The organism is Streptomyces sp. NPDC003697 (assembly GCF_053587115.1).
This window is the reverse complement of sequence record NZ_JBSFNN010000005.1, coordinates 55382-68487: the sequence shown is the minus strand read 5'-3', so window position 1 is coordinate 68487 and position 13106 is coordinate 55382. Positions and strand designations below refer to the sequence as shown.

Below are 13106 nucleotides of genomic sequence, written 5' to 3'. Positions count from 1 at the left end.
ATGGCCGACCGCTATCTCCGCTTCGCCGGCACCGCGCCCGGCCGCTTCCTGACCCGCCGTCTGGGGCTGCCGCAGCCCGCGCCGCTCAGGCGCTGGTCACCCGCGCACCCCCGCCTCGACGGCGGGCTGCTGCACCTGACGGCCGGCACGTCCGGCCTGGACCTCGCCTCCGTCCTGGCCCGCACGGGCCTCACCGCGAGCGATTCGGACGGCGCGGAAGCGACGGGCGGCGCGGGCACAACGGGCGGCGCGGGCACAACGGGCGGCGCGGGCACGACGGACGGCGCGGGCACGACGGACGGCGCGAAGGGCGCGGGCACGGCGGGCGGCGGGACCGCCGCCGTGGTCCTCGACGCCACCGGCGTCCGGGACGTCGCCGCACTCGCCGGGGTGCACGCCGCACTGCACCCCGTCGTGCGGTCCGTGGCGGCGAGCGGCCGCGTGGTCGTGCTGGGCGCCCCGCTCGACCCCGACGACCACCACCAGTCGGCGGCCCAGCAGGCCCTGGAGGGCTTCGTCCGCTCGCTCGGCAAGGAGATCGGACGGGGCAGGACCGTGAACCTCGTCCGGCTCACCGACGCCTCCGCCGCCGAGTCCACCCTCCGCTTCCTGCTCTCCCCCAGGTCCGCCTACGTCAGCGGGCAGGTCGTCCACGTCGGCGCCCACGAGGTCACCGCCCCCGGCGACTGGGACCGCCCGCTGGCCGGACGCACCGCCCTGGTCACCGGCGCCGCGCGCGGCATCGGGGAGGCGGTCGCCGAGACCCTGGCACGGGACGGCGCGCGGGTCGTCGTGCTGGACGTCCCGGCGGCCGAAGCGGACGCCCGCAAGGTCGCCGAGCGGCTCGGGGGCACCGCCCTCACCCTCGACATCACGGCCGCCGACGCGGGCGCGCGGATCGCCGCCGCCCTGCCGGACGGCCTCGACGTCCTCATCCACAACGCCGGCGTCACCCGGGACCGCCGGCTGGTCAACATGCCCGCCGAGCGCTGGAGTCCGGTGCTGGAGGTCAACCTGGCGAGCGTGCTGCGCACCACCGACGCACTGCTGGGCACGGGCACGCTGCGCCCCGGCGGCCGGATCGTGGCCACCGCGTCCATCGCCGGCATCGCGGGCAACGCCGGGCAGACCAACTACGGCGCGAGCAAGGCGGGCGTCGTCGGCCTGGTGCGCTCCCTCGCGCCGCGCGCGCTGGCCGAGCACGGGGTGACCGTCAACGCGGTCGCGCCGGGGTTCGTCGAGACCAGGATGACCGCCGCCGTCCCGCTGTTCATCCGCGAGGCGGGCCGCCGGATGAACTCCCTCGCCCAGGGCGGCCTGCCCGTCGACGTCGCCGAGACCACCGCCTGGCTCGCCCACCCGGCCTCCGGCGCGGTCAACGGGCAGGTCGTGCGCGTCTGCGGCCAGAGCCTGCTCGGGGCTTAGGAGCCTCTCGGTTGGATCACGCCGGGCTCGCGGGCCCTGGCACGCTCCCTGATCCGGCCCGATCCGAACGAAAGACCCTGGGCCCTGTCGTCGAACTCGCGTCGTCGCAGGGCAGACGGGAGTTCGGCGACAAGGCCCAGAGGCCGGGTCGCCCGCACCACTCCGGCGGCGCGGGGTCCGGCACGCACACCCGCCGCGTCGTCCTCGGCCGCCGACGCGTCGCGCCGGCGCCCTGCTCCGCCTCGCAGCCGCACGCACCAGTCCCCGCTCGGGCCGGCCGAAAGGCACCCGACAGCCGGCCTGATCCGAACGACAGGACCCAGCCATGACCGTGTCGAACGATTCCCCCACCGTCGTCCTGACCCGCTCGCCCGCCCTGGCGCCCCTCCTGGCCCGGGGCGCCCTGCGCTCCCCCTTCAAGCGGCCCCGACCCGACGCGCCCTTCCCGCGCACCCGGCTCGTCCTGCCCGCCGCCCGAGTGGACCTCGCGCGGCTGGCCGCGTACGAGCGGACCTGCGGTTTCGCGACCGGGGAGGAGACCCTGCCGATCACGTACCCGCACGTGCTGGGCTTCCCGGCGGCCATGCGCCTGATGAGCGGCGGCGACTTTCCACTGCCGCTGCTGGGCCTGGTCCACACGTCGATCGACATCACCCGCCACACACCCCTGGCCGCGGCGGGCGCCTACGAACTGGCCGTGCACGTCGCCGGACTGGCACCCCACCGGCGCGGCACCGAGGCGACCGTCGTGACGGAGGTACGGGACGGCGGGGAGGTCGTCTGGGAGTCGACGAGCACGTACCTCGCCCGCCACCGCACGGACGACTCCGCGCACGGCGCCGACGGGGAGGGCCGGGAGCGGAGGGACCGCCCGGAGAGCGACGGGCACCGGGGAGGCACAGACCGCCGGAACCCCGCGGAGCACCGGGACGGCGCGGACCGCCCGGGCCGCGAGGAGCACCGGGACAGTGGGGAGCCGCCGCTGCCCGCCGTCGCCGAGTGGCGGCTCGCCGGAGACGTCGGGCGGCGCTACGGTGCCGCGTCAGGGGACCGCAACCCGATCCACCTCTCCCCGCTCACCGCCCGCCTGTTCGGCTTCCCGCGGGCCGTCGCCCACGGCATGTGGACCGTGGCCCGCTGCCTGGCCGCGTACGGCACTCCGCCCGCCGCCCGGGTCCGCGCGGAGTTCAGGGCACCCGTCCTGCTTCCGGGCACGGTGACCTACGCGGCGGACGCCACCGGCCGCTTCGCCCTGCGCGACGGCAGGGGCGAACGCGTTCACCTGACCGGCGGGGTACGCCCACTGCGGGGCTGACCCGGACTCACGCCGGGTGGGCGCGCAACGGACACGTGCCTGGTGCGCGCGGAACGGTGCACGGCGGCACTGCGGCGCTCCGGCGGCACGGCGGCGCTCCGGCGGCACGTCCCGCACGTCGTGACGGCCCACTTCCCCGCCACCGCGGGCAGCGATCAGCCCTCCGCCCCGGACCCCGCCGGAGGGGTCCAGGGGCGGCCCTCCATGAGGTTGCCCAGGCCCGCCCAGGCGAAGTTCATCAGGGTCGCGGCCGCCTGACGGGCCGTGACGCCCGGCGTGGCGTTGGCCCAGGCGGCGAGGGACTCCGCGGCGCCGACGAGCGCCTCGGCGAGCCCGGCCGCGTCCCGCTCGGGCAGCTCCGCATCCCGGTGACCCTCCGAGCAGCGGGCACGCCCGTCCCCCGCGGCGACGGCGATCAGCCGGGTGACGAACGTGACGATCTCCTCGCGCATCGCGCCGACCTCGGCCGCGAAGGGCTCGCCGTGGGTGCGGGCCTGCAGGTGCAGGATCGTCCAGCCGTCCGGGTGCCGGGCGGTGTGCGCGAAGAACGCGCACAGTCCGTCCCAGAGCCGCCGGTCGGCGGGCAGTTCCGGACGCACCCCAGCGCGGACCGCCGCGGTGAGCGCGGCGGCCTCGCGCCGGATGCAGGCCGTGAAGAGGTCTTCCTTGCTGTTGAGGTAGAGGTAGACCAGCGGCTTGGACACGCCGGCCAGCTCGGCGATCTCGTCCATCGAAGCGGCCCGGTAGCCCCGCTGCCCGAAGGTCCGCACGGCTGCGTCCAGCATCTGCTGTTCGCGGACCGCACGCGGCATCCGCTTGGTCTTCACGGCACCCATGCGGATCAGCGTACGGTCCGCGGCGCGCTCCCTGAGGCCGCGCGGCCGTCACCGGCTGGCTGCCCGCCCCGGGCTCGCGGCGGCGCGGGGCGTCACCCGGCCTGTCGGGCCGGCGATCAGGCGGCGGCAGCCACTGCCCGGGGTTCGTCCGCGGTGATGGGCGCCGACTCGACGCTGTCGTACTTCTCGCGGTCGAGGATCTTCTCCCGCGACGCCACGATCAACGGGCTTACGACTTGCCCCGCGACGTTCGTCGCCGTGCGCATCATGTCCAGGATCGGGTCGATGGCCAGGAGCAGGCCGACGCCCTCCATGGGCAGGCCCAGGGTGGACAGGGTGAGGGTCAGCATGACCGTCGCGCCGGTGAGGCCGGCCGTGGCGGCGGAACCGACCACCGACACGAACGCGATCAGCAGGTAGTCGCCGACGCTCAGCTGGATGTCGAAGATCTGGGCGACGAAGATCGCGGCGATCGCCGGGTAGATGGCGGCGCAGCCGTCCATCTTGGTGGTCGCGCCGAACGGCACGGCGAACGACGCGTACTCCCGCGGGACGCCGAGGCGCTCGGTGACCTTCTGGGTCAGCGGCATGGTGCCGACGGAGGAGCGGGAGACGAACGCCAGCTGGATGGCGGGCCAGGCGCCCCGGAAGAAGCGCAGCGGGTTCAGCCTGGCGACGGTGGCGAGCAGCGTCGGGTAGACGCCGAACAGGACGATCAGGCAGCCGACGTAGATGTCGGCGGTGAAGGTCGCGTACTTGCCGATCAGGTTCCAGCCGTAGGTGGCGATGGCGTTGCCGATGAGGCCGACGGTACCCAGCGGGGCGAGGCGGATGACCCACCACAGCGCCTTCTGGAGGAGTTCGAGGACGGACTCGCTGAGGGTGAGGACGGGCTGGGCCTTCTCGCCGAGCTGGAGGGCGGCGATGCCGGCGACGGCGGCCATGAAGACGATCTGCAGGACGTTCAGTTCGGTGAACGGCGTGATGACGTCGGTGGGCACGATGCCGGTGAGGAAGTCGAGCCAGGAACCCGTGTGTTCGGGCTTCGCGCCGTCCTTCGGGGTCAGGCCGGTGCCGGCGCCGGGGTTGGTGACCAGGCCGATGGCGAGGCCGATGGTGACCGCGATCAGCGACGTGATCATGAACCAGAGGAGGGTCCGGGAGGCCAGGCGGGCCGCGTTGTTGACCTTCCGCAGGTTGGTGATCGAGACCAGGATGGCGAAGAAGACGAGCGGGGCGACGGCGAGCTTCAGCAGCCCGACGAAGGTGCCGCCGATCTTCTCCAGCGTGGTGACCAGCCAGGGCAGGTCCTGGCTGCGGGCCAGCCAGCCGAGCAGGACGCCCAGGACGAGACCGGCGAGTATCTGGGCCCAGAAGGGCACCTTGAAGGACTTCGTGTTCGTGGACACGGACATGCTCCGTTGGAAACGCGTGCGGGGGCTGAGGTGGACGACGGGGGGCGAACGTCAGGGACGACAGCTCGCGGACACGCACCGGCAGAGGTCCACATGCAGGCGCGCCACGAGCATCACGCTCCGGGGCGTGGGGGACGCGGCTGCCAGCTTCATGAGGGAGACCTTAACACCTGAGCTTTGAGAACCTCAAAGCCTTTCTTTGGCAGGCATGGACACGCCTTTTGCCCCCACAACAAAGAGCGCCCCGGTATCCGAGGATCTCGGATACCGGGGCGCCACACGCCTGTGATGCCTGGGACGCCTGCGCGGCGGCCCGTTACGAGGCCTGGCCCTGCACCCGCGTCTCGTCCGCGCCGTCCTCCTGGGAGCGGTTGGCCTCGATGTTGGCCTTCATCCGGTCCACTCGCCGGGCGACCTGCACCGACGCCCGGTCCCGCTCCTTGCGCAGCACGACGAAGCTGATCGGCGCGGACACGACCAGGGCGAGCAGCACGACCCACAGGCCGTTGGAGGCGCCGAGCCCGCGCGGGGCGAGGCCGGAGTGGACGAGGCCCCAGACGACCACGAGGCAGCCCGCGAAGATCCCGAGGCGCATCAGTGTGTAGCGGAGCATCTCAATCCACTCTTCCGGTCCATGGGGTTCCCCGGTCCGGGCGGCGCCGGGAACACCGGGGGAATGCGAAGGTCACCGTCCAGTGAAGCACGCCCGTCGACGGTGCCCGCAGGGGGGTGCCAAATGGGAGCAAACCCTCAGGTCAGCGGCAGCAGCATGATCACGTCGTCCCGGTCGTCGCCCGGGGCGACCCGGATCGCACCGGGCACGCGACCGACCTCCTTGTAGCCGCAGGAGCCGTAGAACCGCTCCAGACCGAGGCCCCCGCGGCAGGTGAGCCGTATCGCCTCTATGCCGTCGAAGCCGCGGGCCGCGTCCGCCGCGGCGGCCAGCAGGTCGCGGCCGTGCCCCTTGCCCTGGTACCGCGGGTGCACCATCACCGTGTACAGCCACAGCCAGTGGGTCATCAGCCGGTGGCTGTTCAAGGTGAGGAAGGCCGCCGCGGCGACGCGCCCCTCCTCGTCACGGCCGACGAGCAACCGCGCGCGCCCCTCGGCCATCGCCGCGAAGTGGCGCACCAGTTCGGGGCGGACGGTGTCCCGCGCCACCGGCGGCACGAAGCCCACGGCCCCACCGGCGTTGGAGGCGTCGGTCCACAGGTCGAGCAGTCCGTCGCGCAGGGCGGGGTCCACGGCGGGGTCAAGCGTGAAGGTAAGGGGCATGAAGCCATCGTATCCATTACACGATCGGTCGTGTCCTCCTCTGCCGACGCCGGCACCGCCACCAGTCGCCACGATCTACGCGGCCCTGGTTCCCGACGGATCGTCGATGTCGACGGCCACGGTCACCCCGGACGTCGACGTGAAGGTCGCTTTCCGACCTGACACTTCGATGGTGGTGAACGGATCCACCTCCTCCAGGAAGACCGCCCACACGAGGCTCCGGTCGGAATGAACGCGGCCGAAGAATCCGTCCGAGCCGTAAGAGCCTTCCCCCGCCCACAGGACGTCGCCGTCGGCCAGTTCATGGGTGCTCAATCCGTCGACCCGAGCGACGAGCTCCGGCTCTTCCGACAGCAGCTGACCGACGTCCATGGGCTTCTCGATGCGCAGTGCGGGCTCCGCCGGGGAGACCGACACCTCATACGCCCTGCCATCTGCGAAATACAGCCCGTCCACGGCAGGCAGTTCGTATTCCTGCCAGAGTCGCTCGATCACCGTCATGATTTCTTGCACTTTCTTCTGCGGGGATTTCTCACGTGTTGGGGCCGTTCCGTCAAGCCAGTGGGAGGCACGCGCTCTCCGCGCTCGTTTCTGTTGCGCCTGTCGGTCATGCGTTGTTCGAACTTCTCCCGCCACGTCATGCCGGTCGTCGAGTCCGGGTGCGGGTCATCGGGATTGACTCTGACCACGGCGACAGGAGTACCGACCTCCCGGGCCGCGTCCAGGCGGCGGTTGTCGTACGTCACCAACTGCCCGTCCACCTCCATCACCCTCAGCGCCGTCCCCGGTCGGGTCCAGTCCCATTCGCCGTTGCGCATCTTCTCGACGTAGTCGTTCGGTGAGACCGTCCGCTGCGAGAAGTTGACGTCCGCGGGGTCGAGCCATTCCAGGTTCTCTTCCGCCGTAAGTCCCAGAGGGTCCAGCCACGTCTGCGCGTTGGGCACGTACGCCACCGGATTGGGGGCGGGCGCCAGGCCAAGCGGGTCCGGACTGATGAAGCGTGCTGTCTCGGGGTCGTAGTGGCGGAAATAGCTGGAGTGGAGACCTGTCTCCGGATCGGCGTACTGGCCCGGGTAGCGCAGCGGTGTGTAAGTGGTGGCGTCAGCGTTGACTGCCGTGGTGCCCCATGCGGAGGTCCGGGTGTGCCAGACGATGTCACCGTCTTCGCTCACCAGTTCGGTGGGTGTGCCGATCAGGTCGGTGACAATGGCGAAGAAGCGGGAGTCGCACTCCTCCTGGGAGACCGGCTTGCGCTCGTACTGCGCCAACGGGCGGTGCCCCTCGTATTCCCAGGTGAGCGTGACGCCGGAGCGGGTGTCCGTCTGCTCGGCGAGACGGGTCCCGTCCCAGGTGAAGCGCGCTTCCTCAGTGACGCTCGTTCCGTCCTCGCCCAGGCGGTACTTGGCGTTGCGTCGACCGAGGGGGTCGTACCGATAGCGCCAGACAGCGCCGTCGGGCGTCGTGCACGAGGTCAGACGTCCTTCGGCATCCCAGGTGTAGCGCCAGACGTCGGCCTTCCGGGACAACCGCTTCTTCGTACGTTCGATCAGTCGTCCGGCGGCGTCGTAGCGGTAGCTCGTGTTTCCTGCCCTCACCAGGCGTGTGCCGGAGTACCGGCGCTCCCCGCGAGCGTCCGGGTCACCGGCTCGGTCCGGCCACGCGGCGGATGTCTGGTTGCCGGCCCGGTCGTAGCCGTACTGCTCTCGTCCGGCGGGGCCGGTAGCGGCAAGCGGACGTCCGAGAGGGTCGAGCGTGTAGTGGGTCGTGTGGTTGCTGATCTGCTCGTGGACGGTGGTCAGGAAGCCGTCGCCGCGATAGCTGTAGGCACGCGACCGCAGTTCGCGGCCTGCGGTGGGGCCTGCCTGAGCGGTGAGCGTCAGTTGCTGCAGCCGTCCCGCGGGGTCCCAGGCCGAAGCCAGCCGGACGTGCTCACCGATGCGCCGTTCGTTCTCGCGGCCCAACCGGTCGTGGGTGAAGGCGATCGTGTGGGTTCCGTTGATGGTCAGCCCGCGGCGGTTACCCACCGGGTCCCACTCCAGGGAGGTGACGACGTTGTCCGGCGTGGTCCGTGAGATCCGCCGTCCGGCGGCGTCGTAGTCGAACCGCAGGATGTGGCCGTCGACGTTCTGCGTCAGCAGACGCCCCGCGTCGTCGTATCGCAGCTCCAACTGCCCGCCGGGACCGGTCGCGAAGGTGAGACGACCCGTTGGGTCGTAGCGGTACTGGAACCGGTCGACTCCTGCTGTCTTGCCCGCCAGACGACCGGCCTCGTCAAAGACGTAGCTGATCACGTCGCCGGAGGGAGTCGTGCGGGTGGCCGGCTGTCCGGCTGCGTCGTAGGCGTGCGCGGTGGTGCGTCCGTCGAAGTCGGTCTCCGACACCAGACGACCGGCTGCGTCATACACATAGGTCCAGTTCAGCCCCTGCGGATCAGTGACCTGGCTGAGGCGCAGCTCCGTATCGTGAGCGAAGCGATAGGTGACGCCGTCGGGGGTCGTACGCGCGGTCAGTAGGCTGAAGGGACCGTACTCGAGCGTCGTGGTGCCGTGGTTGGCGTCGGTGTGGCTGACGCAGTTCCCCTCACCGTCCCACGCCCACGACTCCATGCTGCCGTCGGGGCCGGTTCGGCTGAGGAGGTTGCCCTCCGGATCCCACACCTGCGAGGTCGTCGCTCCGAGCGGGTTCGTCAGGGTGACCGGGCGGCCGAAGGCGTCCCGGCGGCAACTGCTCCTCGCGCCCAGCGGGTCGCTGATCGCCGTCGGAAGTCCGGCAGGGTCGGTCTCCACCGTGGTGGTGGCGTTCAACGGGTCGGTGACGGTGGCGACTGCCCCCGTGGGGTGATAGGTGTACCGAATGACCCCTCCGTCCGGAGTGGTCACGGCGGTGCGATTCCCACGGTGGTCGAACTCCTGGCGGAAAACCCCACCATCCGGCCCTGTCAGTTCCACCGGCAGGTGCATCGCGTTGTAGCGGACGACTGTGCGGGATCCGTCCGGCCCGGTGACCTCGACCAAGTCACCGTGTTCGTCCCACTCCCGTCGCGTGGCGCGGCCGAGGGGGTCGGTGCGGGACAGCAGTCTGTCGAATCTGTCCCACTGTTGGAGTGTGGTGTGACCGAGCGGGTCGGTGACGGAAACCACCTGGCCGCGCCGGTTGGACCGGTAGGTGGTCGCATGGCCGACGGAGTCTGTGTACGTCGCGGTGGTGGTGCCGTCCTGGTCGGGCCCCGCGTACGTGATGCGGGAGTTGAGGAAACCGCTGCTGCCGTAGGTGGCCGTCACACGGTTCTGGCCGTCGTAGACGTAGGTGAAGGCCGTCTCGTTGGAGTCGCGCCAGCGTGTGATGCGGTGGGCCGTGTCATAGGTGAGGTGCAGGGGCGCGTCGACGGCGTTGCGGGTTTCGGTGAGGTCGCCGACGCCGTCGTAGCGGTAGGTGCGCAGGCGGACGGGGCCGTCGTCGGTGAGGAGATGCAGGGCGGACACACGGCCTTGCTCGGTGTCGGAGTCGATGCGGAGGCGGTAACCACCGCTGTGCGTGACCGCGGTGGGCGTGTCGTTCCCGGTGCGTTCGACAGTGATCGTGTTGCCGTGGCGATCCTCGACGCTCGACAGCCACCACAGCCCATCGCCGGTGAAAGAAGGCTCGAAGTGCCGGGTCAGACCGGTGTAGTGGTCCTGGACGGTCAGGACGTACGTCGTCCCGCAGGTGACGTAAGTGAGGGGGAGGGGGATGCCCTCGGCGGGTTCCACGCGGTCGCCGGGAAGGTCGGGACGGCGTGGGTAGACGAGGACGGAGCCGTCCTCGCGGTACCACCAGATGCCGCCCAGTTCGTGGTTCTCCTCCAGGCGTTCATCAAGGGTCGAGGCCCAGGACGGGCCGAAGAAGCGGCCCGCGTCGTAACCGGAGAGATGGGTACGGCGCAGGATCAGGGGCAGGATGCCCGGCAAGTCGGCATCGGTCTGGGCAAGGACCATCTGCCCGCTGGACATGTCGATCGGGTCACCGCACAGCGGCCTGTTGTTCAGCTCCCTGGCCTGCTGGGACAGTTTTGACGAGTCGATCTTCAGGCCGGTGTCCGGATTGCGGCCGGACGCGGGGGCGCCGTGGTGACCCGTCCCGCCTCCTGGCTTGCTGGATGCGACCCGCACGCTGTTGGCCCGTCGACCGGCGTCGATGTCGTTTCCCCTGTGCAGGCGGGAGGTGGCCTTCACGCGCTCCGGGACGGTCTCCGAAAGGTGCTTGACGACCTTGTTGACGGCTTTTTCCGAGCCCCTGAGAGCACCCTCCAGCATGGACTCGAAAGGCCGGGTGAAGGCATCCTTGCCCTTGGTGCGGCCGAAGTGGCCCTTGGCCCGCTCCAGCGGGTCGGTGACGGCGGTGTGCAGGTCGCTGCCGTGCCGGGCGACCTTCCCGGCGCCGGCTTCGAACTCCACATGGTCGATGTGCAGGTCGGCGCCGCCCCCGCCCCGGCTGCCCCCGGCGGAGGCGAGCAGCAGGCTCCCGCCGTCGGCCGAGGCCAGCTGCATGCCGCCGCCGTGGGCGTGCTTACCCGAGCCGCCGCCGTCGCCGCCTGCGTTCGGCTCCGGGGGCAGGGAGAACGCACCGTCGGCCAGATCGAGAACGGCGTCCTCGACCATCTTCTCCAACTTGGCGTTGACCGGCTCGGTCACCCGACTGATGAGCTCGTCCACGACCCGGTCCGCGGCCTCGTCGACAATGCGCTTCACCGCTTGCCGCATCGCAGTGATTTCGGCCGCGCCGAGCAGGGCGGACAGGCCCCCGGTGAAGGCAGCCAGGCCAAGGGAGATGCCCACCGAAGCAGCCATGGCGGCGAGTTCGACCTCGGCCTTGACCTTCATCCCGTAAATGATGTCCGCGACCACGTCGCACGCCTCCGCGAACAGCCGGGCCAGCTCTGGGATCTTGTCGAGGTGCCCTGCCTTCACGTGCGACCAGTGCTTCTCCATCGCGTCGACGGCCCAGCCCTGCGAGGAGGACAGAATTCGGGTCACCGCTTGGTGGGCGTCCCCGCTCTTGCCCTCGAAGTTCTCGGCGAACTCCCGCATGGACGTCGCCATCTCGCGGTAGTCGTCCTCGTCCACATTCGGAAAGTTGACGCCGATGCAGTCGAGTATCTCGTCCAGCCAACCCGGGATCGTGTAACCCATCCCCTGCGCCCCCGTCGTCGATCAGATTCCCTTGATCGTCATCGTGTTCGCATTTTAGATCGTGGCCCAGGTCGTTGCGGCTCATTTAAGCCGTGTATGCCGGGGCAGGGAGCGAGGCCTGTCACGCCATGAGGCGTGGGGATGGCTGTGGAGCTGCCGTTGTCCTGTCCGCCGGCCCTTTGGTCCCACCTCCTGGACGGAGTGGCCGGTGCGTGGCCGGACCCGTTGCTTGAGACGAAACTGCTCCGTGTCACGGGACGCGCTTCGATGATCACGCACTACCCCCGAGGGGCGTACCCCCGTCCGCGCCCGCCCCGGACACGGTCTGCCTGGCGTCCCGGTGCAGCGGGCAGCCGCGGCATCCGGCGGCGGCCTCGCGCAGCGCGGCCAGGTCCGCCCCGTCGGGGACGAAGGGGGCGGCGGTGCAGGCGTCCTCGGGCGCCGGCGGCGGTGGCCGTGCCGGGCGGGCACCCGTCCGGCACGGCCACCACCGCCGGTGTCAGACCCGCATCGGCTGCGGCGACTCGCGGCGCAGCGGGTCCGGGCCGTCGTACTCCCGGATGACCTCGTAGCGGGTGTTGCGCTCCACCGGGCGGAAGCCGGCGTCGCGGATCAGCTCCAGCAGGTCCTCACGGGTCAGCTTGTTCGGGGTGCCGAAGTTGTCCGCGTCGTGCGTGATCTTGTACTCGACGACCGAGCCGTCCATGTCGTCGGCGCCGTGCTGGAGGGCGAGTTGCGCCGTCTGCACGCCGTGCATCACCCAGAACACCTTGACGTGCGGGACGTTGTCGAACAGCAGGCGGGAGACCGCGAAGGTCTTCAGGGCCTCCGCGCCCGTCGCCATCTGCGTCCGCGCCTGGAGGCGGTTGCGGACCTTGCCGTCCTTCAGGTCGACGAAGTCGTGCTGGTAGCGCAGCGGGATGAAGACCTGGAAGCCGCCGGTCTCGTCCTGCAGTTCACGCAGCCTCAGCACGTGGTCGACGCGGTGGCGCGGCTCCTCGATGTGGCCGTACAGCATGGTGCACGGGGTCTTCAGCCCCTTCTCGTGCGCCAGGCGGTGGATGCGCGACCAGTCCTCCCAGTGGGTGCGGTGGTCGACGATGTGCTGCCGGACCTCCCAGTCGAAGATCTCCGCGCCGCCGCCGGTGAGGGACTCCAGGCCCGCGTCGATCAGTTCGTCGAGGATCTCGGAGGCGGACAGGCCGGAGATCGTCTCGAAGTGGTGGATCTCGGTGGCCGTGAACGCCTTCAGCGACACGTGCGGCAGGGCGGCCTTCAGCTCCCGCAGCGAGCGCGGGTAGTAGCGCCACGGCAGGTTGGGGTGCAGGCCGTTGACGATGTGCAGCTCGGTCAGGTTCTCCGACTCCATCGCCTTGGCGAGCTTGACCGCCTCCTCGATGCGCATCGTGTACGCGTCCTTCTCGCCCGGCTTGCGCTGGAAGGAGCAGTAGGCGCAGGAGGCGGTGCACACGTTCGTCATGTTGAGGTGACGGTTGACGTTGAAGTGCACGACATCGCCGTTCTTGCGGGTGCGCACCTCGTGCGCGAGGCCGCCGAGCCATGCCAGGTCGTCCGACTCGTACAGCGCGATGCCGTCCTCGCGGGTCAGCCGCTCGCCGGAGCGGACCTTCTCCTCCAGCTCGCGCTTGAGCCCGACGTCCATGCGGTTACC

The 13106-nt window shown here is 70.7% G+C and carries 9 protein-coding genes and 1 pseudogene; 2 read left to right on the top strand and 8 right to left on the bottom strand.

Annotation, left to right across the window (positions count from 1 at the left end; translation table 11 throughout):
* Complete coding sequence (locus tag ACWDNY_RS03365) at positions 1-1425, top strand: 3-oxoacyl-ACP reductase (RefSeq protein WP_451644004.1); 1425 nt, start codon at positions 1-3, stop codon at positions 1423-1425.
* A gap of 325 nt (positions 1426-1750) precedes the next feature.
* Positions 1751-2740, top strand: coding sequence for a MaoC/PaaZ C-terminal domain-containing protein (locus ACWDNY_RS03360; protein WP_451644003.1), 990 nt, complete (start codon positions 1751-1753; stop codon positions 2738-2740).
* Between the two features lie 155 nt (positions 2741-2895).
* Here ACWDNY_RS03360 and ACWDNY_RS03355 read toward each other — a convergent pair whose 3' ends face one another.
* From ACWDNY_RS03355 to mqnE, 8 genes and pseudogenes are all read right to left on the bottom strand, one after another.
* Positions 2896-3576, bottom strand: a complete 681-nt coding sequence (locus tag ACWDNY_RS03355) for a TetR/AcrR family transcriptional regulator (protein ID WP_451644002.1) — start codon at positions 3574-3576, stop codon at positions 2896-2898.
* A gap of 116 nt (positions 3577-3692) precedes the next feature.
* Positions 3693-4991 (bottom strand): dicarboxylate/amino acid:cation symporter, encoded by a 1299-nt coding sequence (locus ACWDNY_RS03350; RefSeq protein ID WP_451644001.1) that lies wholly within the window; start codon positions 4989-4991, stop codon positions 3693-3695.
* A gap of 316 nt (positions 4992-5307) precedes the next feature.
* Complete coding sequence (locus tag ACWDNY_RS03345) at positions 5308-5604, bottom strand: DUF4229 domain-containing protein (RefSeq protein ID WP_451644000.1); 297 nt, start codon at positions 5602-5604, stop codon at positions 5308-5310.
* A 137-nt stretch (positions 5605-5741) separates the two neighbouring features.
* Positions 5742-6266 carry an N-acetyltransferase family protein gene (locus ACWDNY_RS03340; protein ID WP_451643999.1) on the bottom strand — a complete coding sequence of 175 codons (525 nt, stop codon included), beginning with the start codon at positions 6264-6266 and terminating at the stop codon, positions 5742-5744.
* A 75-nt stretch (positions 6267-6341) separates the two neighbouring features.
* Positions 6342-6767: a hypothetical protein gene (locus ACWDNY_RS03335; RefSeq protein ID WP_451643998.1), complete on the bottom strand. Its 426-nt coding sequence runs from the start codon at positions 6765-6767 to the stop codon at positions 6342-6344.
* A complete protein-coding gene (locus tag ACWDNY_RS03330) occupies positions 6764-11434 on the bottom strand; it encodes an RHS repeat-associated core domain-containing protein (RefSeq protein ID WP_451643997.1) in 4671 nt (1556 codons plus the stop codon). Before ACWDNY_RS03330 ends, ACWDNY_RS03335 begins: the two co-directional genes overlap by 4 nt.
* Positions 11435-11741: 307 nt before the next feature.
* Positions 11742-11876: pseudogene (locus tag ACWDNY_RS03325) on the bottom strand (UdgX family uracil-DNA binding protein); the annotation flags it as partial.
* Positions 11877-11933: 57 nt separating this feature from the next.
* The gene (gene mqnE / locus ACWDNY_RS03320) at positions 11934-13097 is read right to left on the bottom strand and encodes an aminofutalosine synthase MqnE (RefSeq protein WP_451643996.1); all 1164 of its coding nucleotides are present in this window, start codon (positions 13095-13097) and stop codon (positions 11934-11936) included.
* Positions 13098-13106 lie beyond the last annotated feature (9 nt).

Coding starts and splice junctions, on each gene's coding strand:
- ACWDNY_RS03365 (WP_451644004.1), top strand. CDS start 1: ATGGCCGACCGCTATCTCCGCTTCGCCGGCACCGCGCCCGGCCGCTTC.
- ACWDNY_RS03360 (WP_451644003.1), top strand. CDS start 1,751: ATGACCGTGTCGAACGATTCCCCCACCGTCGTCCTGACCCGCTCGCCC.
- ACWDNY_RS03355 (WP_451644002.1), bottom strand. CDS start 3,576: ATGGGTGCCGTGAAGACCAAGCGGATGCCGCGTGCGGTCCGCGAACAG.
- ACWDNY_RS03350 (WP_451644001.1), bottom strand. CDS start 4,991: ATGTCCGTGTCCACGAACACGAAGTCCTTCAAGGTGCCCTTCTGGGCC.
- ACWDNY_RS03345 (WP_451644000.1), bottom strand. CDS start 5,604: ATGCTCCGCTACACACTGATGCGCCTCGGGATCTTCGCGGGCTGCCTC.
- ACWDNY_RS03340 (WP_451643999.1), bottom strand. CDS start 6,266: ATGCCCCTTACCTTCACGCTTGACCCCGCCGTGGACCCCGCCCTGCGC.
- ACWDNY_RS03335 (WP_451643998.1), bottom strand. CDS start 6,767: ATGACGGTGATCGAGCGACTCTGGCAGGAATACGAACTGCCTGCCGTG.
- ACWDNY_RS03330 (WP_451643997.1), bottom strand. CDS start 11,434: ATGGGTTACACGATCCCGGGTTGGCTGGACGAGATACTCGACTGCATC.
- mqnE (WP_451643996.1), bottom strand. CDS start 13,097: ATGGACGTCGGGCTCAAGCGCGAGCTGGAGGAGAAGGTCCGCTCCGGC.